This is a genomic window from Microbacterium sp. 05T445 (assembly GCF_056395865.1).
The window spans coordinates 487,204-509,028 of the sequence record NZ_JBFTKJ010000001.1; the positions used below are offsets into that span (position 1 = coordinate 487,204).

Genomic DNA, 21,825 nt, shown 5'->3' on the forward strand with positions numbered 1-21,825 from the left:
CACGCCCGTCACGAGCAGCATCCGCCGCCGTTGCCTGCGTCGGTGGAGCAGACCCCTGTCGCCGGAAGGACGAGTTCGACGTTCGCTGCGGAGGCGGTGTCACCGGCGAGCCACGCGGCCACGGAACGCACCTGCTCGTAGCCGGTGGCCAGGAGGAAAGTCGGCGCGCGGCCGTAGGACTTCATCCCGACGATGAAGAATCCCTGTTCGGGATGGGTCAGCTCGCGGAAGCCGTGCGGCTCGACGGTTCCGCACGAGTGGACGTTCGGGTCGATGAGGGGCGCGAGCCGCTTGGGCGCCTCGACGATCTCGTCGAGCTCGAGGCGGATCTCCCGGAGCATCTGCAGGTCGGGCCGGAAGCCCGTCGCGTTCACGACGACGTCGGTCTCGTGGGTCACCAGCTCGCCGTGACGATGCCCGATCAGGTGCACCGCGGCATCCGTCCGGCCTGCGCGGATGATCTCGAAGCCGTCCAACAACGCTATGTCGCCGCGTTCGACGGCCCGGTCCACGCGGCTGCCGAGGTTCGCCCGGCCGATCAGCTCGTCATCCGGCGAGGAGGAGACGCGCACCGCCTTCGCATTGCGGATCAGCCAGGTCACCGTCGTCCCCGCTTCCTCCCGAGCGAGCCTGCCGAGGGCGAGCAGCGTGTTCGCGGCGGAGTGCCCGGCACCGACGACCGTCACCCGCCGGCCGGCGAACGCGGCGCGATCCCTGCCGAGGACATCGGGGAGCGCGGGGGTGACGCGATCGGCGATGTCGGCCATCCCGAGCAGCTCCAGCCCGCTCGAAGAGAGGGAGTTGGGAGACAGGTACGTGCCGGATGCGTCGATCACCGCGCGCGCGGCGACATCCTCCACCTCGCCGCTCGCGGTCCGGATCCGCAGCGCGAAGGCCGTGGCGGCGCGGCGGGCGCTGCGGGTGCGGTCCATTCCCTCGCGGGTCACGCCGATCACCTCGACGCCGGTGCGGATGCGCGGGGCGATCTGTTCGAGGGCCGCCAGGGGCGCCACGTACTCCTCGACGAGCTCCGCCCCCGTCGGCGCGCGCTCAGGTTCGGGCAGCTCCCACCCCTGTTCTTCCAGAAGGCGGCGCGACGCCGGATCCACCAGGTGCTTCCACGGGGAGAACAGCCGGGTGTGGCCCCACGAGCGCATGCTGGCCGCGACCTCATCGCCGCATTCGAACACGACGAAGTCGATGCCGCGCTCGACCAGATGCGCCGCGGCGGCGAGCCCGATCGGCCCGGCGCCGATGATCGCGACGGGCAGGGTCGAGAGCCGGCCGGCTTCAACGACGCGGGGCGTCAGGTCGAGCAGGGTCACAGGGTCCTCCTGGAGATATCGATGAACTTCGATACCCGATTCTGAACCCACGTATCGACAACTGTCAATATCGACTACTCTCGATATATGACCACGATGCTCGACGTGACGGACGTCACCGCCGGCGCGTGCTGCACACCACTGGTACGCGAGCCGCTGTCCGCGTCCGAGGCGGAACAGCTCGCCACGACCATGAAGGCGCTGGCGGATCCGACCCGTCTTCGCCTGCTGTCCATCGTGGCCGCTTCGGAGGACTCCGAGGCGTGCGTGTGCGATCTCATCGAACCGGTCGGGCTCAGCCAGCCGACGGTGTCGCACCACCTGAAGATCCTGACGAACGCGGGGTTCCTGACCCGCAGCAAGCGCGGCACCTGGGCGTACTTCACGCTCGTGCCGGGCGCGCTCGACCGCATCTCGCAGCTCCTCGTCGCATCGTGACGCAGACCGCACGCCCCGCCGTCGGAGGCACCCGAGGCTGACGGAAGGGCTTCCACCCAGCCGCGCCGGCTTGCGCCCGGCGCGCGATCACTGGACGGTCATCACCGACTGCTCGTTGGTCTCGGTGTCACACGTGGTGATACGCCACACCGCCGCATCCCCTTCCATGACCCGCGTGAGTTCGATGATGAGCGGACTCGGCCACTGTTCGCCCGACAGCTGAGCGGCGTCGTACGCGCTGATGCCCAGCGGCTGCTGCTCGGCCTCGGTGAGCTCCACCTCGTGGGTCGCGACAGGCGTCAGCGTGCGAACGTCGACGAGCGACTCCTTCCCGGCACTCGGATCGTCGACCCGCTCGCCCCACGGGTCGTTCGCGGTGTCGGCGCTCCGAAGCCGCCAGACCCATTGCGCGTCCACATACTCCAACCGCAGGCCGACGATGCTCCCGCCGACCGCGGACGACTCCCCCGGCAGGGATTCCAGGAAGTCGGTCGGCCATGAGAGCTCGGGCGGAAGGCACGTGCCGGGGTAGTCCGCTCCGACCGCATCAGGCGGGTTCGGGACCGTCGCACAGCCCGCGCCGAGCACGGTCAGGGCGATGATCGCCGACCCGACGGCCAGGAACCGCCCTCGCGCGGCTCCCCGTCCGCCGCTGCCGATGCGTTGCGGGCTGTGCTCCATCCTGCTCCTTTCATGCTCGTTCGGAACGTCATCCGGCTACCCGCCGGTGAAGGCGCTCGTCCAGATCTCGGCTCCCGCGGCTTTGCAGGACTCGAAGACGACACGGCGCGCGGAGTCCCACTCGTCCGATCCGATCTGCGCCCCGCCCGCGCTCGCCAGCGGGACCGACGGCGCTGCTGCCTGCAGGCCCGCCACGGCCTCGCTGACGGCCCCTTCACCTCGCGTGGGAACGCGGTCGAGTACCCGCACCGCCAGGCGGTACCAGCTCTGCTGCTCCTGCACAGTCATCCGGCCCTGGCTCGTCCCGACGTCGGCGTTGAACGTGATCGACACGACGTCGCCGATCCCCTCGCAGGTCTCGGCATCAGTGACGGACGTCGCCGCGGACGCGGACGCCGTCGGCGTGGGCGTGGATCCGGCGGCCGCGGCACCGTGGTCCGTCGCGCATCCGGCCAGCATCAGAATGAACGCGATCGCGACAGAACCGATCGCCCCACGCGGCCGCGTTCCCCCGCTCGTTCTCACGCGGTTGGCTCCGCGAGGGGATCCGGCATGTATGCAGCCAGATCGATGGTCATCGTCTCCCCGAGCTCGATTGCGGCCGGGTCGATCGACGGTGTGCTCATCGGGTGCTCCCTTCCTGTTCGAGCCGCCCGGGCGCACCAGCGACGCCCCGGGCGGGAGCGGGGTCTCGACGGAAGGCCCGATGACATCGAGGCCCCGCTCCGGCTGTCGCCCGTCGATCCGGTCGAGAGTCCCGATCTCTCATCCCCGCGACGTCGCGGCGTCAGCTGTCTCCACACTCCCACCACGCGACGCCACTCGTCTGAGCAGGTGACCCATGGCCGAGCACACCTGCACCGGCGGGCCGCTTGTGCGTCGCCTGCCCCGGTTGCCTGTGTCTGCGCGGCGGGGCACGCCGCCGTGGACGCCGACCGGCGACGGGCGATGCCCGACCGAGCCTCCACCGGCGGCCGAAGGCGGTCGACGAAGTTCATCCAAATGGACGAAGAATCGCGATCCACCCGGATCCCCTGCGGCGGGAAACCGGCGCCGACCGGGACACGAGCCCGACATCGGCCGGGTCGATGCCAACTAGTGTCATGGGCGTGACCGCATCCGACTCCGCCCTGGACGGCGGCGCGCGCACGTCGGCGCGGCCCGCCGACGCCCCTGCGGTCGCGGACCGGATCCTGGCGACGCGGCGGTCCGCCCTGATCCTTGCGCTCACGGTGTTCGCGACGACGACGGTCCAGGTTCTCATCGAGCCCATCGCCGTGCTCATCGAGGGTCAGGTCGAGTGGCCGCTCGTGCTTTCTCCGCCCGCGATGTTCTCGATCCTCACCCTGGGATGTGCGGTGCAGGCGGGCGCGTTCCTGCTGAGTGACCGGCGGCCAGAGGCCACGGTCGTGATCGTCACCGTCGTCTACATCGGGCTCGCCGTCGGCCTTGCTGTGCCTTCGTGGCTGATCGGCATGTATCTGGTCATCACGCTCGCGCTGTTCCTGCTCGCCGCGCGCAGGCCGCTCGCCGTGTCGATCGTGTGGCTGACGGGCGCGGTGGTGGTTCCCGTGACGACGTTGATCGTGTGGATCTCGACGCTGGGCATGACGGCCGGCGCCGCCGTCAGCTGGCTGACGACGGAGGCGGTCCGGCTGGCGGCACCGGCGATCGCCGGAACGGCCCTGGGTGTGTGGTGCAAGCAGACGCGACGGGTGAGCCTCGCCCGTGCTCGCGCGGAGGCCGCGCAGCAGGAGCACGACAAGCGTGTCGAGGAGGCCGAGCAGCGGGAGCGGACCCGGATCGCGCAGGAGCTTCACGACGTCGCCGGGCAGCACCTGGCCGGGCTGATCACCCTCGCCGACGCCGCGCTCACGATCGCACCCGCAAGGCCGGAGGACGCGCTGCAGCTGGTCGAGGAGGTGCGCGACGAGGGCCGCTTCGCCGCCGCGAGCCTCGCCGGAGCGCTCGCCGACCTGCGGGCGGTCGGCACCGAGCCGCGGGAGATGACGCGAGACCTGCGTCAGGTCGACGAGCTCTTCGCGTACTGGGACAAGCGCGGGGTGAACATCCGGCTTGCGACGACCGGACCCGTCGAGGAGCTTCCCGCCGTCGTCTCGGCGACCGCGTACCGGTGCACCCAGGAAGCGATCACCAACGCCGCCAAGCACGCGCCCGGCTCCGAGGTCGACGTCGAGATCGCCGCTCGCCCCCACCGCCTCGAGGTGGCCGTCGCGAACGGGGCGCCGACGTCGGGAACTCCCCCGATCGCGGGTCTCGGACTGGGGTGGGGACTCAGCGGCATCCGCGAACGCATCGATCTGCTGCGGGGCACACTCGCGTTCGGGGCGACGCCGGAGGGCGGCTGGCTGGTGCGGTTCGTCGTCCCGGTCGCCCACGCCGACGGAGAGTGAGCCGATGACAGCCCGCCCCGCCCCGATCCGCGTCCTCATCGCCGACGACAACCGCTCCGTGCGGAAGGGGCTGCGCCTGCAGCTGGAGGCCGCCGGCGGCGTCCACGTCCTCGGCGAGGTCTCCAACGGCGTGGATGCCGTCACCGTCGCGCGCCGCGAGCGCGCCGACGTCGTGCTCATGGACCTCCAGATGCCGGGGATGAGCGGGGTCGAGGCCACCCGGGAGCTGACCCGGTCGGCGACCGAGCCGCCGATCGCCGTCATCGTGATGACGAGCTACGCCGTCGACGCCTACGTGACGGACGCGCTCGACGCCGGCGCGATCGGGTACCTGCTGAAGAGTCACGACTCCGATCAGCTGCTGGCGGCGATCCACGCGGCGATGCGCGGGGAGGCTCTCCTCTCGGGTCGCGTCGCCACCCCTGTCCTCCGGGAGTTCGTGCGTCGAGGCGCGGCGACACCCGACCTCGTCGCCCGCCTCTCGGCTGCGGAGCGGCGCGTGGTGTCGGTGCTCTCGAGCGGGACCACGAGCAACGAGCAGATCGCGGAGCGCCTGGGCGTGTCGGTGCACACGGTGCGCTCCCAGATGCAGTCGGCCCTCAAGAAGGTCGGCCTGGAAGACCGGACCCAGCTCGCGCTGTGGGGTGCCCGCAACCATCTCGACCGGGATGCCGAGTCCCTCCTCTGAGCGCACACTCACCGCGGCGAGGCGGGATCCGCCCGAGCGGACCCCCGGCGATTCCGTGGCAGAGTTGAAGGACCCCCGCACCTGAGGAGACTCCGCACATGACCGATCGCCGGCGAACCGCGCCGACCTACCAGCGCAACGCGTTCGCGCCCGGTCTGCTCGCGGCGATCGCACTGTTCCTCGCGCCGCTGTTCATCGGCGGCGAGTGGTTCATCTACGTCCAGTACGTGGTCGCGATCCTCGCGATCATCGTCGGCTGGTTCGCCGTCCAGGCGAAGCAGTGGTGGTGGCTCCCGGTGTTCGCGGCGATCGCGGTGATCTGGAACCCGGTCTTCCCGTTCCCGTTCTCCGGTCCGGTGTGGACCGCCGCCCAGCCCGCCGCGGCCGTCGTGTTCCTCGTCGCGGGGGCGATGATCAAGACCGAGCGCCGCTGACCGCTGTCACCCCGCGGGGTGGTGCTCGGCATCCTCGTCCTCGAGCAGCATCCCGACCGACGTGGCACAGGCGTCGCCGCGCCACGCCTCGATCCCCTCGCGCACCGCGAAGAAGGCGATGACGATCCCGGCGGCCGCGTCGGCCCACCACCAGCCGAGCAGGCTGTTGAGCACGAGACCTCCCAGCACGGCCGCTGACAGGTAGGCGCAGATGAGCGTCTGCGCGGAGTCGGCCACCGCCGTCGCGGAGCCGAGCTCGCGCCCGGCCCGCCGCTCCGCCAACGAGAGCGCCGGCATGACCACCACGCTCACGGCCGTCAGGACGATGCCGACGACGCTGTGCTCGGCCTCGACGCGGAGCACCAACGTGAGCACCGAGGTGACGGTGACGTACGCCGCGAGCGCGAAGAACGCGATCGCGATGACCCGCAGCGTGCCGCGCTCCCAGCGTTCGGGGTCGCGCCGCGTGAACTGCCAGGCCACGGCGGCGGCCGAGAGCACCTCGATCGTCGAGTCCAGCCCGAACGCGACGAGCGCCCCGGAAGACGCGACCGTTCCGGCGGCGATCGCGACGATCGCCTCGACCACGTTGTAGGCGATCGTGGCGGCGACGATCCAGCGCACGCGCCGGCGCAGGAGATCGCGGCGGGCGTCGGCGAGGGGCGCGGCGGCGCTCATGCGCACTCGCAAGCGGCGCCGGTGCAGCACTCGGGATCGACCGACAGGACCACCGCGAGCATCTCGTCCAGCGCCGGGGCGAGATGCGGGTCGGCCAGGCGATACGACGCCCGCCGGCCCTCCGGCGTCGCCTCCACCAGCCCGCAGCCGCGCAGGCACGCGAGCTGGTTCGACATCACCTGACGGGACACGCCCACCTCCTCGGCCAGGTCGGACGGATAGGCCGGGCCGCGACGGAGCGCGAGGAGCACGGCACTGCGAGTCGGATCGGACAGGGCGAAGCCGAGGCGCGCGAGCGCGGCCGTGTGCGACACGGTGGCGGTGGCGGAGGACATGGTCCCGATAGTACAGGGATCGCTGTATCGATACGAGCGTCGTATGCTCGCGGTGTGGCACCGATCGAGGCGGGCGAGCTCTCCGGCATCCGCCCGCGTCTGCTCGCCTTCTGCTACCAGATGCTGGGCACCCCGTTCGACGCGGAGGACGCCGTGCAAGACACCTTGGAGCGCGTCTGGCGCGCCCGAGACTCGTACGATCCCGCCCGCGGGAGCCTCACGACCTGGGCATACCGCATCGCCCGCAACGTGTGCCTCGACCGCCTGCGCGAGACGCCGCGCCGCGCCCTGCCGCGCGACCTCCAGGAGCCCGGGATCGAGGTGGGCGCGCCGCTGGTGCCCTCGCTCGACGTCCCGTGGCTGATGCCCGCGCCGGCGGGCTGGCTCGCGGCATCCGAGGTGGAGCACGCAGCCGAGCGGCGCAATGACGTGCGTCTGGCCGTCACCGCGATGCTCCAGACCCTGTCGCCGCTGCAGCGCGGCGCGTTCGTGCTGCGCGACGTCGTCGGGCTCTCCGCGGCCGAGACGGCGGCGGTGCTGGAGGTGTCGACCGCGTCGGCCAACTCCGCGCTGCAGCGGGCACGCGCGGCGATCGCCGCCGGGACGCAGCGCCCGCAGGCCCTCGCACCGACGGCGGTGGAGCGGTATGCGCGGGCGATCGAGAACGCGGATGTCGAGGCCCTGGCCGCGCTCGTGTCGGACGACGTCGTGTTCGAGATGCCGCCGGTGCGGGCATGGTCGCGCGGGCGCCCGACCTATCGCGCCTTCATGGCGGACTTCTTCCAGCGCCGCGGCACCGCCTGGGCGACGACGCCCGTCTCGGCGAACGGGCAGCGCGGCATCCTTCTGCACCGCCTCGGCGCCGAAGGCCCCGAGCCGCACACGCTGCAGCTGTTCGACGGCGACGGGTCCGGCGCGATCGGCCACGTGCTCGTCTACCAGGATCCGCGGCTGTTCGACCTCTTCGCGCAGGAGTCCGCGCCGCTGCGATGAGTTCGCGGCATCCCGCCCGTATCTCTTCATGGGAGCACCCTCGCTCCCGCGAGACGAGGAGGACGACATGGGACGAGTGATCGTCGTGCAGTACATCACGCTCGACGGCGTGACCGAGGACCCGGACGGCAGCGACGGCACGCCGTTCGGCGGCTGGGCGATGCGGTACGGACCGGAGGGCGTCGCCGGAGACAAGTTCCGACTCGGCGACATGATGCGCACGGGCGTGCTGCTGTTCGGACGCCGCACGTGGAACCACTTCGCCACGCTGTGGCCGCCGCGCGACACCCCGTTCGCGAAGGCGATGAACCAGGCCGAGAAGGCCGTCGCGACCAGCCGACCGCTGCCCGCGGACGCCTGGTCGAACTCCCGCGTCGTCGAGGGGATGCTCACCGAATGGGTCGCCGCGACCTCGGCGACGCGGGATGTCGTGGTCATCGGCAGCCGGTCCGTGGTCGACCGGCTCCGCGAGGCCGACCTGGTCGACGAGTACCGGCTCATCGCCTTTCCCACCGCCCTCGCAGCCGGCAGGCGCCTGTTCCCCGATGCCGTCGACCTCGAACTGGTGTCGGCCGAACAGGTCGGACCCGGAAGCCTCACCGTGCATCGCGCGCCGGGGCGCGTGGGCTGATCAGGCGCCGCCCGCGGACTCGGAGGTCGCCAGTCCGCGGGCGAGTGCGGCGAGGCCGTACTCGAACGCCGCGTCGACATCGCCGCCGAGGCGGAAGGCGCCGGCGAGCTCCATGTGCAGGAAGCCGGTGGCCCACGCGGTCAGCAGGCGCGCGGCATCCAGCGCGTGCTCCTCGCCGGCGATCGACGCGGCGCCGCGCACGATGGTGAGCCCCGCGCGGTCGAGCGCCTCCTGCGGCGCCACTGTGGCGAACATGAGACGGAACCCCTCGGGGCGCTCGTGCGCGAACGCCCGGTAGGCACGGGCGAGACCGTCGAGGGAGCGATCGGATGCCTCCAGCCGCGCGGTCAGGTCGTCCAGGGTCGCCACCGCCACGGCCGAGAGGAGCGCGTCGCGGTCCCGCACGCGCTTGTACAGCGACGGCGGACGCACCCCGACCCGCTCGGCGACGCTCTGCATCGTCAGGCCCGCCGGGCCCGCCTCCTCGAGGAGGTCTCGGCCGGCGCCGACGATCTCGGCCAGAGAGGTGCGTTCGGGGGTCGGCATGCGGCATCCTTCCGATGGCTATTGACAATAGCCATCATAGCTACGTACCGTAGCCATGCCAACCCTCGTCACCCCCCACCGAAGGAAACGCCATGAAGCTCGGACCGCACCTGCACCGCATCGGCAACGACATCATCGCCGCCTATCTCGTCGTGACCGACGACGGCGTGACCGTCGTCGACGCGGGGCTCCCCGGTCACTGGAAGGACCTCGTGCGCGAGCTCGAGAGCCTCGGGCTCTCCCCCGCCGACGTGCGCGGCGTCGTGCTGACCCACGGCGACAGCGACCACATCGGCTTCGCCGAGCGCCTGCGCCGCGACCACGGCGTGCCGGTCTACGTCCACGAGGCCGATGCCGAGCGTGCCCGCACCGGCACGAAGGGGAAGGTCGACGTCGGCCCCATGAAGCTCGGACCGACGACCGGCTTCTTCGCCTATGCCCTGCGCAAGCGTGCGTTCCCGACGACCTACGTCACGGAGGTCGTCGAGGTGCACGACGGCGACGTGCTGGACCTTCCCGGAGCGCCGGTGATCATCGGGATGCCGGGGCACTCCGCCGGCAGCATCGCGGTGCACGTCCCGCTCGCGGATGCGGTGTTCGTGGGCGATGCGCTGACCACCCGCCACGTGCTCACCGGGCGCGAAGGGATGCAGCCCGCGCCGTTCACCGACGACCCCGCCCAGGCGGCGGCATCCCTCGACCGGCTGGCGGGGCTGCAGGCGAGCTGGGTCCTGCCCGGCCACGGAACGCCGTGGCAGGGCTCCCCCGCCGACGTCGCCGCGGCGGTGCGAGCGGGTGCGGCCTGAGCCGCCCCGCCCGCCCCGCCGTCAGACCGGGCGCGACGCCGCGAACAGGTTCGCCGGGTCGTAGTCGAGCTTGAGCTGACGCAGACGCGCACGGGCGGTGCCGAACGCGACCGAGCGGTCGGCCGCCGGCCCGTCGATGAACGTCAGCGCGAGCGCATCGGCGCGCCACGACTCGAGCGCGGCGACACCCGCGTGGACCGCGGCCGTCGCGGCCGGAACGGCCTCGGGCACGGGCACCATCGCGATGGAGTGCACGAGGTATGCGCCCTCGAGCGAGCCGATCGCTCCGGCATGCGCGGGACGGCGGCCGACCGCTCCGCCGAGCTGGCGCAGCTCCTGCACGAACACGCCGGGGATCTGCGCCGCCTCGACGAACGCGTCGACGGCCTCCTCGGGCAGCTCCTCGAGCACGCCGTGCCACGTCACCGCCGGCGACGGCTCGGGCGGGTCCATGTGCACCGCGACCAGCGCGGGCGTCGGGATGCGGGCGAACGTGTCGATCTCGGGTGCGAGCGCGCGCAGCGGCTCCAGCACGGCGGATGCCGCGGCATCCGTGTCTTCGATCGCCCCGTCGACGACGACCACCGAGCGACCCGACAGGAACGGCGGGAGCTGCGGCAGCGGCGGGAAGTTCATGACGCGCAGCGTCGTCGTCGCCGACTCGGGGGCCGTCTTCGACCACTGCGCCCACGCGTGGGCGACCTCGGCGGCGCGCGAGGCGTCCCACAGCAGCATGCCGGCGAAGACGTCGGCGAGCGGCAGGAGGTCGATCTCGATCGCGACGACCACGCCGAACGCCCCTGCACCACCGCGCAGCGCCCAGAACAGGTCGGGGTTCTCGTCGGCGCTGGCACGCACCACGGAGCCCTCCGCCGTCACGACGTCGACCGCGCGCACCGCGTTGACTGCGAGTCCGTGGGCCCGGGCGTAGAACGAGATCCCTCCGCTGAGCATGTAGCCCACGACCGACACGTCGGCCGCGCTGCCGTGCAGCGCCGTGAGCCCGTGCGGCGCCGCCGCGTCGAGCACGTCGCTCCACAGGGATCCGCCGCGCACGCGCGCCGTGCGGCCGACCGGGTCGACCTCGACGCCGCGGAGCGACCGCAGCGACACCAGCACGGTGTGGGAGAGATCGGTCTCGCTGAGCGCACCCGCGGCATGGCCCGTCGACTGCGGCGCGACGCGCAGACCCGACAGCGTCGCGACGCGCACGACATCGACGACGTCCTCGGCGGTCTCGGGGAGGGCGACGGCGAACGGATGCTGCGCCACGGCCGTGTTCCAGGGCGTCCGGGCGGCGTCGAAGCCGGCGTCGCCGGGAAGCAGCACACGGTCGCCGAGCACGGCGCGCAGCTCGGCCGCCGCGGCGCCGGTCGCCGCGTGGGGCACGTCGATGGCGAGGTCGTTCAGGGACATGGAGAGCCTTTCGATCGGACGGTTCGCGACGGGTCGTCGAGGCCGATCCCGTCATCGTGCCCGGCGTCTGGGACACCGGCCACCCCAGCGATGAGTCGGACGGCGCCGCCCTGATACGTGGGGGCGCGAATCCGGTGCTTCAGCCCTCGAAGTCCTCGGGCTCGACGTCGTCGAGGAACCTCTTGAACTCGTCGAGGCGTTCCGAGGCGTCCGTCTCGGTGAGCACGTCCGGCACCCCGGCCTCGGTCATCACCTCGTCGGCCACCCACATCGGCGCGCCCACGCGCGAGGCGAGCGCCACGGCATCCGACGGGCGCGCGTCGATGATCCGATCGCCCAGCGCCGTCGTCAGCAGGATCTCGGCGAAGAACGTGCCGTCGTCGATGCGGGTGACCTCGACGCGCCCGACCTCGGCGCCCAGCGCGGTGAGCATCGTGCGCATGAGGTCGTGAGCGAGGGGGCGCGGCACTTCGGCGTTCTCGACCGCGACGAGGATGGAGGTCGCCTCGAGCTGTCCGATCCAGATCGGCAGCACGAGGCCGTCGCCAGGGATCTGATCCACCGGCTTGAGCAGCAGCACGTGCTGCCCCGAGGCGTCGAGGGCGACGCCGGCCACGCGCACCTGGACCATCCGTCGCTCCTTCCGCCGCGGCATCCGTTCCCGCCATCGTAGGCACCGCGTGCACACCCGGGACAGGGGGTGCGCGTCGCCCCGCGGATCACATGGTGGGGACGGTCACGGTACCCGTGGTGGCACGAGGAGCAGCAACCGCGCGCGGCACCGTCGGCCGGGCGGCGAGGGCCGCAGCGACGACCATCACCACCAGACCTGCCGCCGAGATCGCCGCGCCGATCCACACCGGCGCCGTGTAGCCGAGCCCCAGGCTGATCCCGACGCCGCCGGCCCATGCGCCCAGGGCGTTGCCGACGTTGAAGGCGCCGATGTTGGCGCCCGACGCGAGGGTCGGCGCGCCACCGGCGTAGTCCATGATGCGGCTCTGCAGCCCGGGGACGGTGCCGAACCCGAACGCGCCCATGAGCACCAGCGCGACGATCGTCGCCGGCTGCGAGCCCGCGAAGAGCGCGAAAGCGCCGAGGACCACGACCAGCGCCGCGATGAACGCGATCAAAGTCGCGTCGAGCCGCCGATCGGCGAGGCGTCCGCCCAGCCAGTTGCCGGCGACCAGGCCCGCGCCGAACAGCACGAGCAGCCACGGCACCGCGCCGGCGGAGAAGCCGCTCACCTCGGTGAGCGTGTACGAGATGTAGGTGAACGCGCCGAACATCCCACCGAAGGCCAGCACCGTCACGGCCAGCGACAGCCACACCTGGGCGGATCGGAAGGCGCGCAGCTCACGGCGCAGGCTGATGCGTTCCTGCGCGTCCGCCGTCGCCGGGACGAGGGCCGCGATGCCGGCCAGGGCGAGGACGCCGATGCCGGCGATGACCCAGAACGTCGAGCGCCATCCGAACTGCTGCCCCAGGAACGTCCCGAACGGCACCCCGAGGACGTTGGCCGCCGTCAGTCCGGTGAACATGATGGCGATCGCGCCGGCGCGCTTCTCGGGCGCGACCAGGCTCGCCGCGACGACCGACCCGATGCCGAAGAAGGCGCCGTGCGAGAGCGCCGCGAGAACGCGCCCGGTCATCGCGAGGGCGTAGTCGGGGGCGAGCGCGGTCAGCACGTTGCCCGCGATGAACAGGACCACGAGCCCCATGAGCACGGGCTTGCGAGGCAGGCGGGTCGTTGCCGCAGTGAGCCCGACGGCGCCGACGACGACGCCGAGCGCATACCCCGAGATCAGCCAGCCGGCCGCGGCCTCACTCACGGCGAAGTCTGCCGCCACCTCGGGCAGCAGGCCCATGATCACGAACTCGGTGAGTCCGATGCCGAAGGCGCCCATGGCGAGCGCGACGAGTCCGAGTGGCATGACGGGTCTCCTGTTACACTGGTGATTAGTTGCACACGCGGGATATTGCGTGAGCGAGATAAATAGTTGCACACGCGGGCTATTCGCGCAAACAACGATGCGCACGCATCGACCGTTCCCTCCAGGAGGACCCATGGGCATCGCCGACGACGCCGTCGAGGTGCGTGCGCAGGGATGGCGCACCCTCGCCGCATTGCACGGGCTCATCGAAGCAGAGCTCGAACGCGCTCTGGCGGCATCCGTCGATCTCTCGGTCGTCGAGTACACCGTGCTCGACGCGCTCAGCCGCCAGGACGGCTGGCACATGCGGATGCAGCAGCTCGCACGCGCGACCGCGCTCAGCGCGAGCGCGACCACCCGGCTCGTGAACCGCCTCGAGGACCGCGCCCTCATCACGCGCGTGCTGTGCGCCGACGACCGGCGCGGCATCTACACCGAGCTCACCCCCGCGGGGCGCGCACTGTATGAGCGCGCCCACCCCATCCACGACGAGACCCTCAGCCGCGTGCTCGCCGATGCCGCTGCGCAGCCCGAGCTCGCGCCCGTCGTCGAAGTGCTGCAGGCCGGAGTGCCCCAGCCGGCCTGAGCCGCCGCACGGTTTCATTCACCGGAATGGATGCCGCCCGCGTACCGTTGCAGACGACATGGAGCGCTTCGGAACCCTCTCGTTCGGACACTACGGCCCCCTCGGCGGCGGGCGGCAGCTCACCGCCGCCGACTCGATGCTGCAGGCGATCGACCTCGCCCAGGGCATGGACGAGCTCGGCGTCAACGGGGCGTACTTCCGCGTCCACCACTTCGCCCGCCAGCAGTCCTCGCCCATGCCGCTGCTAGCCGCCATCGCGGCGCGCACCCAGCGGATCGAGGTCGGCACCGGCGTCATCGACATGCGCTACGAGAACCCGCTCTACCTCGCCGAGGAGGCGGCATCCGTCGACCTCATCTCGGGCGGCAGGCTTGCGCTCGGCGTCTCGCGCGGGTCACCCGAGACGGTCGTGCGCGGCTTCGAGGCGTTCGGCTACACCGGCTCGGACGACCCGCGCGGCGCCGACCTCGCCCGCGAGCACTTCGACCTGTTCCTGCGGGCGATCGACGGCGAAGGACTGGCGGAGCGGGATGCCTCCTCCCCGTTCGGCACCGGAGCCACGGGCATGCAGCGCATCGAGCCGCACTCCCCCGGCCTGCGCTCACGCGTGTGGTGGGGCGCGGGCAACCGCGACAGCGCGGAGTGGGCGGGACGCGTCGGCGTGAACCTCATGTCCTCGACGCTGCTGACATCCGCCGACGGCCGGCCGTTCGATCTGCTCCAGGCGGAGCAGATCGACGCCTTCCGCGCCGCGTGGCGGGAGGCCGGGCATGCGGGCGCACCGCGGGTGTCGGTGAGCCGCTCGATCTTCCCGATCACCACCGCCGAGGAGGAGATGTACTTCGGCGGACGCCAGGACGGCGACCAGATCGGCATCATCGACGGCATCCGATCCACCTTCGGCAAGACCTACGCCGCCGCGCCTGACGTGCTGGTCGAGCAGCTGAAGGAGGATGCCGCGATCGCCGCCGCCGACACCCTCATGCTCACGATCCCGAGCCAGCTCGGCGTCGAGTTCAACCTCCGCGTCGTCGAGTCGTTCGCGAAGTACGTCGCGCCCGAGCTCGGGTGGCGTTCCACGCGCGACTGACCCTCGACCGCCCGCTGCTCGGCATCTTGACCGGGTGGTCAGTCAGGCATACCATGCAGTCGACCCCCGATCGGGAGCCATACAGCTCGAGAGGAGGAGAGTCGAATGAAGAAGTGGACTCGTTGGGAGGACTGGGTCGCCGTCGCGGTGGGCCTGGTCGTCGTTCTGTCGGCGTTCCTCATGCCGCAGATGGGCGCCTCCATGCCCTGGATGATCGGCGTCGGTGCGCTGCTCATCGCCGCGGGCGTCGTGAACCTCGCGATGCCCGGAATGGTCGCCATGGAGTACGTGCAGCTCGCACTCGGTGCCGTGCTGTTCCTGGCTCCGTGGCTGGGCGGCTACGCCGACATGCAGTCCGGGAACGCCTGGATCTGCTGGTTCGGCGGGGCGATCACGGTGATCGTCGCGGTGCTCGCCATCAGACCGGCCATGCAGACGCACGACCGCAGCCTTCCGCATTGATGACACGCAGTCCGAGACGGGGGCGCCGGCGCAACCCGACGCCCCCGCCGACATGTCCGAGGACCTGACATGACCCGCAACCGCCAGAGCCGGACGCTGATCCTCGACGCCGCCGAGCGCCTCTTCGCCGAGCACGGCTTCGACGCCACCCCGACCGCCGCGATCGCCGACCTCGCCGGGGTGCCCAAGGGCCTGCTCTTCTACTACTTCCCCAGCAAGACCGATCTGCTGCGCGCGCTCGTCGGCGAGCGGCTCGACCTCGACGCCGTCGACACCTCGGCCCTCATCGCCAGCGGCGATCCCGCACGGACCCTGCTCAACGTGACGCGCAGACTCCGTGAGCTGCAGGACGAGTCGGCGGTGCGCCGCGTCATCGTCTGGCGCGAGCACCGCACGCACCCCGAGGTGCGCGCGAAGCTCCACGACTATCGCCGCCAGCTCCAGGCGATCGTGGAGCGCGTGCTGGGGGCGAGCATCCTCCACCCGATCGCTGCGCGCCGCGTACGGGTGGCCGCCGCCGCGTGGGTGGCGATCATCACGACCCCCGCGCCACCGGACGACGGCGACGCCGAGGCGGTCGCCGCAGACGGGGCCGACGAGCCCGGGGAGGTCGCCGACGTCGCCGACCTGCCGGCGCTCGCCGACCTCATCACGGCCGGACTGCGCGAGTCCGCGGCCTGACGCCGCGGGCTCACGCGGCGGGCGACCCGGCGCCGCGTCAGTCGAGCACCTCAACGCCGGTGATGCGCAGCTCTTCGACGTCGAGACGGGTCTGGATCTGCGTCACCACCGCGTCGTCGACCGCCCCCTCGCGCCGCAGGCGGTACAGCACCTCGCGCTTGCGGTCGAGCACTGCGATCCGCAGCTTCGAGTACTCCTCGTCGCGCTCGCGCGGCGAGGGCAGCGGGTCTGGCGCGGCCACCATCACAGCCGTGGCGTCGAGGGATGCCTCGGCTGCGGTCTCGGGTGCTCCGATGCGCCGGTCGAGATCCGCGATCTGACGGTCGACCTCGGCCCGCTGCCGGGCCTGCACGCGCTCGTTGTTGCGCTCCAGGTACTCGTAGTAGTCGCGCGTCAGACGGTCGCGGATCTCTTCACTGATGCCGTGGTCGTGGGCGAGCTCCTTGACGGCGGTCAGTGCCGCGCCGGTGATCGCCCGCTCGGCCAGCTCGAGCTCCTGCTGCATGCCGAGGTCGTCGGGGAAGCGCGCCCAGCGCACGACCGACGGCAGCAGCGGTCCCTGCACCAGCAGCGTCAGCACGATGACCCCGGCGGTGATGAACACGATCTCGTCGCGGCCCGGCAGCGCGTCGCCGGCCGTCGTCGTGAGCGGCACCGACAAGGCGATCGCGAGCGACACCGCGCCGCGGAAGCCGGCCACGGCGCTCACCACCCGGGAGCGCCAGGTCGTGCGCCGCAACCGCTGCGAGGGCCTGCGGTCCAGCATCCTGATCACCATCACCGACGACGTCTGCACGACGAAGCGCGTCACGAGCAGCCCCAGCCACACCGCGACGGTCACAAGCACCAGCCAGCCGATCTCGCGCCCGGGGATCTCGTGGGCGACCGCCTGCACCTCGAACCCCATGATGACGAACAGCGAGCCGTTGAGCAGGAACGAGCCGAGCGGCCACGTCCACTGCGCCTGGCGGCGCGAGGCCGCCGTGCTGATGCGGGGCATGACGTAGGCGACGATGAGCCCGGCCACCACGACCGCGAGCACACCGGACGCGTGGATGAGCTCGGCCAGCAGGAACGCCGTGAAGGGCACGAGCAGCAGCGCGATGTTGAGATTCATCGTGCTGCGCACGCGTCGCATGACGAGGTACGCCGCGCCCGCCACGACGAGGCCGGCGACCGCACCGCCGATGTACGACACCAGCACGAGCCACGTGATGTCGAGAGGCGTGTACTGCCCGCCGACGGCGACCCCTACGGCGACCGCATACAGCACGAGCGCCGTTCCGTCGTTCGTGAGGCTCTCGGCCTTGAGATTCATGAAGTTGCGGCGCGGCAGCATGCGACCGAGAGCCGCGACGGCGGTGGCGTCGGTCGGGGCGACGGCGGCCCCGAGGATCAGCGCGGCGTTCCAGGGCAGTCCGAGGGCCCACGCGATGCCGGCGACGGCGAAGGCCGTGGCCACCACCAGCACCGTGCTCGAGAGGACGATACCTCGAAAATCGCGGCGGATGGAGCGCAGCGACGTCGTCAGGCTCTCCCAGAACAGCAGCACGGGCAGGAACAGCAGCAGCACCGTCTCGGGCGGCAGCACGATCGCACGCACTTCGGGGATGAATCCGAGTGCGAGCCCGGCGACGAGCAGCAGCAGCGGCACCGCGACGCGCAGCTTCGGCGCGAGGATGGCGCCCGTGAGCACCGTGATCCCGACGAGGACGGTGACCTCGAGTCCGTTCATGTGGCGGCTCCCTTCGGTGCAATGATGCTCGCAACCGCGCGCGAGGCGAAGGGATTCCCGGATGCCGCGCGCCCGCGTCGCGGGTAGACTCCGGCCAGCTGAGGCGATGGAGGCGATGCGGATGGACGGCACGGACCTGGCCGACCTGATCGACGACCTGACCGCGAAGGCGCGCGAGGCCTCCAGCGGCCGCGCCGCCAGGACCATCCGCGGCGGGCACGAGCACGCCCTGCGTGAGACGGTCATCGCGCTGCGCGCCGGCCACGAGCTCGGCGAGCACGAGAGCCCTCACGAGGCGACCCTGCAGGTGCTGCGCGGGCGCGTGCGGCTCCTCGCAGGCGACGACGCGTGGGAAGGGGCATCCGGCGACCACCTGACGGTGCCGCCGTCCCGCCACAGCCTGGCCGCCCTCGAGGACTCGGTCGTGCTGCTGACGGTGTCGAACCGTCTGCCCTGACCGCGGCCGGCGATCAGCCGTCGAGACGGAACAGCGGCACGAGGTCGGCCGCCGCGACGCCTCGCGCGAACACCGGGATCCGTTCGATCGGAGTCTCCACCTCCAGGGTCCGCCCCCCGGCGAGGGTCTCGCCGGTCCAGACATCGGTCCACTCGCCCGGCGGCAGATACAGGGTTCGCCGCGTCGCTCCAGGCTCCAGCACCGGGGCCACGAGCAGGTCGTCGCCGAGCAGCCACTGCGCATCGCCGGCCCACACCTGCGGGTCGTCCGGCCATTCGAAGAACAGCGGACGCATCAGCGGAGCGTCCGTCGCGATGGCCGCCGCGGCCGATCGCTCGAGATACGGCACGAGCCGCTCGCGAAGGTGCGCGTACCGACGGAACAGCGCAAGCACGCGGTCGTCGCCCGTGCGCTCGGCGATGTTCCACGGCGTGCGGTCACGCGACGGAGTGCGGTGGTGGTTGAACTCGGAGTGATACTGCATGATCGGCACGAAGGTCGAGGCCTGCGTCGCACGGACGTACAGTTCCGCGGTCGGGATGTCGCCGGAGAATCCGGCGATGTCCCAGCCCCAGTAGACGAGACCCGACGACGCGGCGGTGAGGCCGGCGTTCATCGACCAGCGGAACGCCTCCCACGTCGAGTTCTCGTCGCCGGCCCAGAACGCGCCGTGCGCCTGCGAGCCGGTGAATCCGGCGCGGCTGAACGTCACCGGCGCCTTGCCGGCCGATTCGAGCAGCCGGCCGTAGGCCGCCGCATAGGCGACCGGGAAGGTGTTGTTCTTCTCGTCGCCGCGCCGCCCGTCGAGGTACACCAGCTCCGAACCCCACGCATGCTCGCCGCCGTCGGTCTTGAACCCGTCGATGCCGATCTCCTCCACGAGATAGCGGCGCTTCTGCGTCCACCATCGTGCGGCGCGCTCGTCGGTGAGGTCGGGCATGAGCCCGAGGGGGAACCACCATCCGCGGTTGCGGTAGGGACGCGTGCCGCCGCGCGGGTCGGGCTCGCGGATGAGGACGTCCTCGCGGATGGCCGCCTGCGCATCGGCGGCGACCTGACCGTGCGGGTGCGGGCGCATCTTGACCAGCGGGATCTGCCAGAGGTGCAGACGGATGCCGCGGGCATGCAGTTCGTCGGTCATGCCCTTGGGGTCGGGCCATGCTCCCTCCGCGGGGAACGTGAAGTCCTCGAGTCGATGCGGTGACCCGTCTTCGTGAACGGCGTACTGCGCGTCGCGGAACACCGTGAAGGTCGACTCGTCGCTCCACGCCTCGATCACGACCGACCCGACGGGAACATCGTGACGGCGGTGCAGCTCGACCTGCCGCATCACTTCGGCCTGCGTGTTCCACTCGTTGCCGCTGGCCCACAGGCGGAACACCCACGAGGGGAGCTCCTTCGCCCGACCCACCCGGTCGAGGAACGCGCGCAGCACATCGACCGGCGCCCCCTCGAACAGACGCAGGTCGAGCGCGCCGTCTTCGCCGACCTCCGACTCGACACCGATGCGCGAGGCGTCGGCGCGGCCGATGTCGAACCACACGCGCCGGGACGTGTCGACGTGGAAGCCCCAACCGGCCCCGCCCACCACGTGAGCGAACGGCATGGGCAGATAGGTCTTCCGCTCGGCCCCCTGGCTCTTGTACTGCTCGAACACGACCGCGTCGAGCTCCGTGCCCGTCGCCTCGACCGTGTCGAAGCGCTCGCCGAATCCCGTCACCCGCTCGCCCGGCTCGAGCGGGAGCGCGAACCGGACGTGCCATGGCCGGACCCCGTCGTGCAGCTGTTCGACGGAGCCGGCGGCGACGCGACCGATCCCGTGCTCGACGACGGCCTCCGGCGCCGTGACCCAGCGGGCCGCGCGGAACTCGAACCACCGAGTCCGCTCGCTGCTGCCGTCCTCCCGGATGCCGACGAACCGGTACCGGTAGGTGCCGCCGTGCTTCAGTTCAGGCGTCACGACCTGCCACCCGCCCACGGCGCGTGCCATGCGGCTGGCCGCGGAGGCGAGGTGGCCACCATCGGTGACCCGACCCCGCGATGTCGTCGCGACCCGCTCCAGTTCGAGCTCGAGGGTCTCCACCAGCGCGGAGTCGGCGTCCTCGCGCCACTCGAGCGTGCAGGTGACCGCGACGATGCGCGCATCGGCCCGAAGCCCCAGCGTCGCCGTCTCGCCGGCCAGTGGCACGACGGGCCACCGCTGCTCGGTGTCGACGGAGTAGGGGTGTCCCGAACCGGACGGGCGGTGGCGGATCATCGGGCGGAACCTTTCTGGTTGGCGGGGACGACAGAGGTGACGGAGATGAGGGGGATGTCGGAGACGCCGGGGGACGCAGGTACCGCCGCGAGGTCGGCGACGTCGATGCGACCGAGCGCGATACCCAACCGCAGGAACATCGCGTGGCTCCACAGCAACGGCGTCGCAGCGACGCCCCAGCGGTCGATCCACGGCTGCTGCATGCGCGGAGCGATGAGATGGCGGTCCACCTGCTCGGGCAGGTGCAGGTCAGCGGTCGCCGTGCTCACGGCCCAGTCGAACAGCCGCCCTGCGCGCCGACCATCGCCGGAAGCCAGGTGCGCGAGCCCGAGGAAGCACGACAGCAGTGGCCACTGCCCTCCGCCGAAGAACGTGTCGCCGAGATAGCGGTGCACGCCGCCGTCGACGGTGAGATGGGACTCGAGCACATCGATCGTGGCCCGAGCGAGGTCGGAATCCGGTGCCACGACGCCCAGCGGTGCGATCGCGGCGGCCAGGCTTCCGTCCACAGCGGTGCTGCCGATCCACTTGATCAGGTGACCGTCCGCCGTTCCCCGTGACCCGACCAGGTCGCGGATCGCGCACGCGGCGGCTGTCGCCTCGGACGCGCGCATTCCGTCGACCAGGCCGGCACGCACCGCGGCCTCCAGCCCGGCGGCGATACACGCGAGCGTCGAGACGTGCACGTGCTGAGCGTGCTCCTCCCACCAGTCGTAGCAGGGCCGCTCCCACGACGCGACGAGATAGTCGGTCGTGAGCGCGACGGCCTCGAGATAGCGGACGCCGTCCAGCCCGTGACGCTCGAGGTGTTCCGTGAGAGCCCAGACCCATGTGCCGTAGCCGTCGAGCTGGAAGTCCCACCACTCGTCGACGCCGTCCTCGCCGGCGAACGTGAAGCGCGCCGGCAGCATGTGCTCGGCCGCAGGCGGGCGACCGGCACGGGACTCCGCGACGATCCAGCGGATGTGGTCGGCCCGGCGGACCAGCACGTCGGCGCACCAGTCGAAGAACCGCGTCGCCGAGTCGACCTGCCCCGCGATCGAGGCGGCATCCGCGATGAATGCGCCGTCGCGCAACCAGCTGTACCCGACATATGCCGAGAAGGTCGGGCTGGCCGGATACGCCCCCTCGGGCGTCTGCAGATCGGTGATGAGGCGGATGCTGCGTTCGGCGAGCGCACGCACGTGCGCGTCGGAGGTGTCAGTCACGGGGAGTCCTTCTCGGAACGGATGGGAGTCTGG

24 protein-coding genes are annotated in these 21,825 nt (G+C 71.5%); 12 read left to right on the plus strand and 12 right to left on the minus strand.

Annotated features, from left to right (window positions below; genetic code table 11):
* Window positions 1-8: 8 nt before the first annotated feature.
* Window positions 9-1,325, minus strand: a complete 1,317-nt coding sequence (locus AC1DDU_RS02290; protein WP_477431003.1) for an FAD-dependent oxidoreductase — start codon at window positions 1,323-1,325, stop codon at window positions 9-11.
* An 87-nt stretch (window positions 1,326-1,412) separates the two neighbouring features.
* Here AC1DDU_RS02290 and AC1DDU_RS02295 point away from each other — a divergent pair, with 87 nt between their 5' ends.
* Window positions 1,413-1,763, plus strand: coding sequence for a metalloregulator ArsR/SmtB family transcription factor (locus AC1DDU_RS02295; RefSeq protein ID WP_477431004.1), 351 nt, complete (start codon window positions 1,413-1,415; stop codon window positions 1,761-1,763).
* Between the two features lie 87 nt (window positions 1,764-1,850).
* Here AC1DDU_RS02295 and AC1DDU_RS02300 read toward each other — a convergent pair whose 3' ends face one another.
* Window positions 1,851-2,444 carry a hypothetical protein gene (locus AC1DDU_RS02300; RefSeq protein WP_477431005.1) on the minus strand — a complete coding sequence of 198 codons (594 nt, stop codon included), beginning with the start codon at window positions 2,442-2,444 and terminating at the stop codon, window positions 1,851-1,853.
* 36 nt (window positions 2,445-2,480) lie between these two features.
* Window positions 2,481-2,903 (minus strand): hypothetical protein, encoded by a 423-nt coding sequence (locus AC1DDU_RS02305; RefSeq protein ID WP_477431006.1) that lies wholly within the window; start codon window positions 2,901-2,903, stop codon window positions 2,481-2,483.
* A gap of 650 nt (window positions 2,904-3,553) precedes the next feature.
* Here AC1DDU_RS02305 and AC1DDU_RS02310 point away from each other — a divergent pair.
* The 3 genes from AC1DDU_RS02310 (at window position 3,554) to AC1DDU_RS02320 (ending at window position 5,980) form a co-directional block, all read left to right on the plus strand.
* Window positions 3,554-4,858: a sensor histidine kinase gene (locus AC1DDU_RS02310; RefSeq protein WP_477431007.1), complete on the plus strand. Its 1,305-nt coding sequence runs from the start codon at window positions 3,554-3,556 to the stop codon at window positions 4,856-4,858.
* A gap of 4 nt (window positions 4,859-4,862) precedes the next feature.
* On the plus strand, window positions 4,863-5,546 hold the full coding sequence (locus AC1DDU_RS02315; RefSeq protein WP_477431008.1) for a response regulator transcription factor: 684 nt from the start codon (window positions 4,863-4,865) through the stop codon (window positions 5,544-5,546).
* A gap of 98 nt (window positions 5,547-5,644) precedes the next feature.
* Window positions 5,645-5,980, plus strand: coding sequence for a DUF6804 family protein (locus AC1DDU_RS02320; RefSeq protein WP_477431009.1), 336 nt, complete (start codon window positions 5,645-5,647; stop codon window positions 5,978-5,980).
* 6 nt (window positions 5,981-5,986) lie between these two features.
* Here the strand turns inward: AC1DDU_RS02320 and AC1DDU_RS02325 are convergent, their stop codons facing one another.
* Together AC1DDU_RS02325 and AC1DDU_RS02330 are read right to left on the minus strand one after the other, a co-directional pair.
* Complete coding sequence (locus tag AC1DDU_RS02325) at window positions 5,987-6,658, minus strand: cation efflux transmembrane domain-containing protein (RefSeq protein WP_477431010.1); 672 nt, start codon at window positions 6,656-6,658, stop codon at window positions 5,987-5,989.
* Window positions 6,655-6,993 (minus strand): ArsR/SmtB family transcription factor, encoded by a 339-nt coding sequence (locus AC1DDU_RS02330; protein WP_477431011.1) that lies wholly within the window; start codon window positions 6,991-6,993, stop codon window positions 6,655-6,657. Before AC1DDU_RS02330 ends, AC1DDU_RS02325 begins: the two co-directional genes overlap by 4 nt.
* A gap of 54 nt (window positions 6,994-7,047) precedes the next feature.
* Between AC1DDU_RS02330 and AC1DDU_RS02335 the strand changes: the two genes are divergently transcribed.
* Window positions 7,048-7,986 carry an RNA polymerase subunit sigma-70 gene (locus AC1DDU_RS02335; RefSeq protein ID WP_477431012.1) on the plus strand — a complete coding sequence of 313 codons (939 nt, stop codon included), beginning with the start codon at window positions 7,048-7,050 and terminating at the stop codon, window positions 7,984-7,986.
* Between the two features lie 67 nt (window positions 7,987-8,053).
* Window positions 8,054-8,617: a dihydrofolate reductase family protein gene (locus AC1DDU_RS02340; RefSeq protein ID WP_477431013.1), complete on the plus strand. Its 564-nt coding sequence runs from the start codon at window positions 8,054-8,056 to the stop codon at window positions 8,615-8,617.
* Here the strand turns inward: AC1DDU_RS02340 and AC1DDU_RS02345 are convergent, their stop codons facing one another.
* A complete protein-coding gene (locus AC1DDU_RS02345) occupies window positions 8,618-9,163 on the minus strand; it encodes a TetR/AcrR family transcriptional regulator (RefSeq protein ID WP_477431014.1) in 546 nt (181 codons plus the stop codon).
* A gap of 92 nt (window positions 9,164-9,255) precedes the next feature.
* Between AC1DDU_RS02345 and AC1DDU_RS02350 the strand changes: the two genes are divergently transcribed.
* Complete coding sequence (locus AC1DDU_RS02350; RefSeq protein ID WP_477431015.1) at window positions 9,256-9,969, plus strand: MBL fold metallo-hydrolase; 714 nt, start codon at window positions 9,256-9,258, stop codon at window positions 9,967-9,969.
* 21 nt (window positions 9,970-9,990) lie between these two features.
* Here the strand turns inward: AC1DDU_RS02350 and AC1DDU_RS02355 are convergent, their stop codons facing one another.
* The 3 genes from AC1DDU_RS02355 to AC1DDU_RS02365 all read right to left on the minus strand — a co-directional run bounded on the left by AC1DDU_RS02355 (window position 9,991) and on the right by AC1DDU_RS02365 (window position 13,316).
* Window positions 9,991-11,385 (minus strand): FAD-binding oxidoreductase, encoded by a 1,395-nt coding sequence (locus AC1DDU_RS02355; protein WP_477431016.1) that lies wholly within the window; start codon window positions 11,383-11,385, stop codon window positions 9,991-9,993.
* Window positions 11,386-11,524: 139 nt separating this feature from the next.
* Complete coding sequence (locus AC1DDU_RS02360) at window positions 11,525-12,016, minus strand: bifunctional nuclease family protein (protein ID WP_477431017.1); 492 nt, start codon at window positions 12,014-12,016, stop codon at window positions 11,525-11,527.
* An 88-nt stretch (window positions 12,017-12,104) separates the two neighbouring features.
* On the minus strand, window positions 12,105-13,316 hold the full coding sequence (locus tag AC1DDU_RS02365) for an MFS transporter (protein ID WP_477431018.1): 1,212 nt from the start codon (window positions 13,314-13,316) through the stop codon (window positions 12,105-12,107).
* A 133-nt stretch (window positions 13,317-13,449) separates the two neighbouring features.
* On the opposite strand from AC1DDU_RS02365, the gene AC1DDU_RS02370 reads away from it, so the two are divergent.
* The 4 genes from AC1DDU_RS02370 (at window position 13,450) to AC1DDU_RS02385 (ending at window position 16,135) form a co-directional block, all read left to right on the plus strand.
* Complete coding sequence (locus AC1DDU_RS02370) at window positions 13,450-13,902, plus strand: MarR family winged helix-turn-helix transcriptional regulator (protein WP_477431019.1); 453 nt, start codon at window positions 13,450-13,452, stop codon at window positions 13,900-13,902.
* A gap of 58 nt (window positions 13,903-13,960) precedes the next feature.
* Entirely contained in the window at window positions 13,961-14,992 is a 1,032-nt protein-coding gene (locus tag AC1DDU_RS02375) for an LLM class flavin-dependent oxidoreductase (RefSeq protein WP_477431020.1), read from the plus strand.
* Window positions 14,993-15,097: 105 nt separating this feature from the next.
* Window positions 15,098-15,454: an SPW repeat domain-containing protein gene (locus AC1DDU_RS02380; RefSeq protein WP_477431021.1), complete on the plus strand. Its 357-nt coding sequence runs from the start codon at window positions 15,098-15,100 to the stop codon at window positions 15,452-15,454.
* Between the two features lie 69 nt (window positions 15,455-15,523).
* Complete coding sequence (locus AC1DDU_RS02385) at window positions 15,524-16,135, plus strand: TetR/AcrR family transcriptional regulator (RefSeq protein ID WP_477431022.1); 612 nt, start codon at window positions 15,524-15,526, stop codon at window positions 16,133-16,135.
* Window positions 16,136-16,172: 37 nt separating this feature from the next.
* Here the strand turns inward: AC1DDU_RS02385 and AC1DDU_RS02390 are convergent, their stop codons facing one another.
* On the minus strand, window positions 16,173-17,870 hold the full coding sequence (locus AC1DDU_RS02390; RefSeq protein ID WP_477431023.1) for a Na+/H+ antiporter: 1,698 nt from the start codon (window positions 17,868-17,870) through the stop codon (window positions 16,173-16,175).
* 121 nt (window positions 17,871-17,991) lie between these two features.
* Here AC1DDU_RS02390 and AC1DDU_RS02395 point away from each other — a divergent pair, with 121 nt between their 5' ends.
* Window positions 17,992-18,327, plus strand: coding sequence for a cupin domain-containing protein (locus tag AC1DDU_RS02395; RefSeq protein WP_477431024.1), 336 nt, complete (start codon window positions 17,992-17,994; stop codon window positions 18,325-18,327).
* 13 nt (window positions 18,328-18,340) lie between these two features.
* Here AC1DDU_RS02395 and AC1DDU_RS02400 read toward each other — a convergent pair whose 3' ends face one another.
* Together AC1DDU_RS02400 and AC1DDU_RS02405 are read right to left on the minus strand one after the other, a co-directional pair.
* On the minus strand, window positions 18,341-20,584 hold the full coding sequence (locus AC1DDU_RS02400; RefSeq protein ID WP_477431025.1) for a glycoside hydrolase family 31 protein: 2,244 nt from the start codon (window positions 20,582-20,584) through the stop codon (window positions 18,341-18,343).
* Window positions 20,581-21,792 (minus strand): glycoside hydrolase family 15 protein, encoded by a 1,212-nt coding sequence (locus AC1DDU_RS02405; RefSeq protein ID WP_477431026.1) that lies wholly within the window; start codon window positions 21,790-21,792, stop codon window positions 20,581-20,583. The genes AC1DDU_RS02400 and AC1DDU_RS02405 overlap by 4 nt, the downstream gene beginning before the upstream one ends.
* Between the last annotated feature and the right edge of the window lie 33 nt (window positions 21,793-21,825).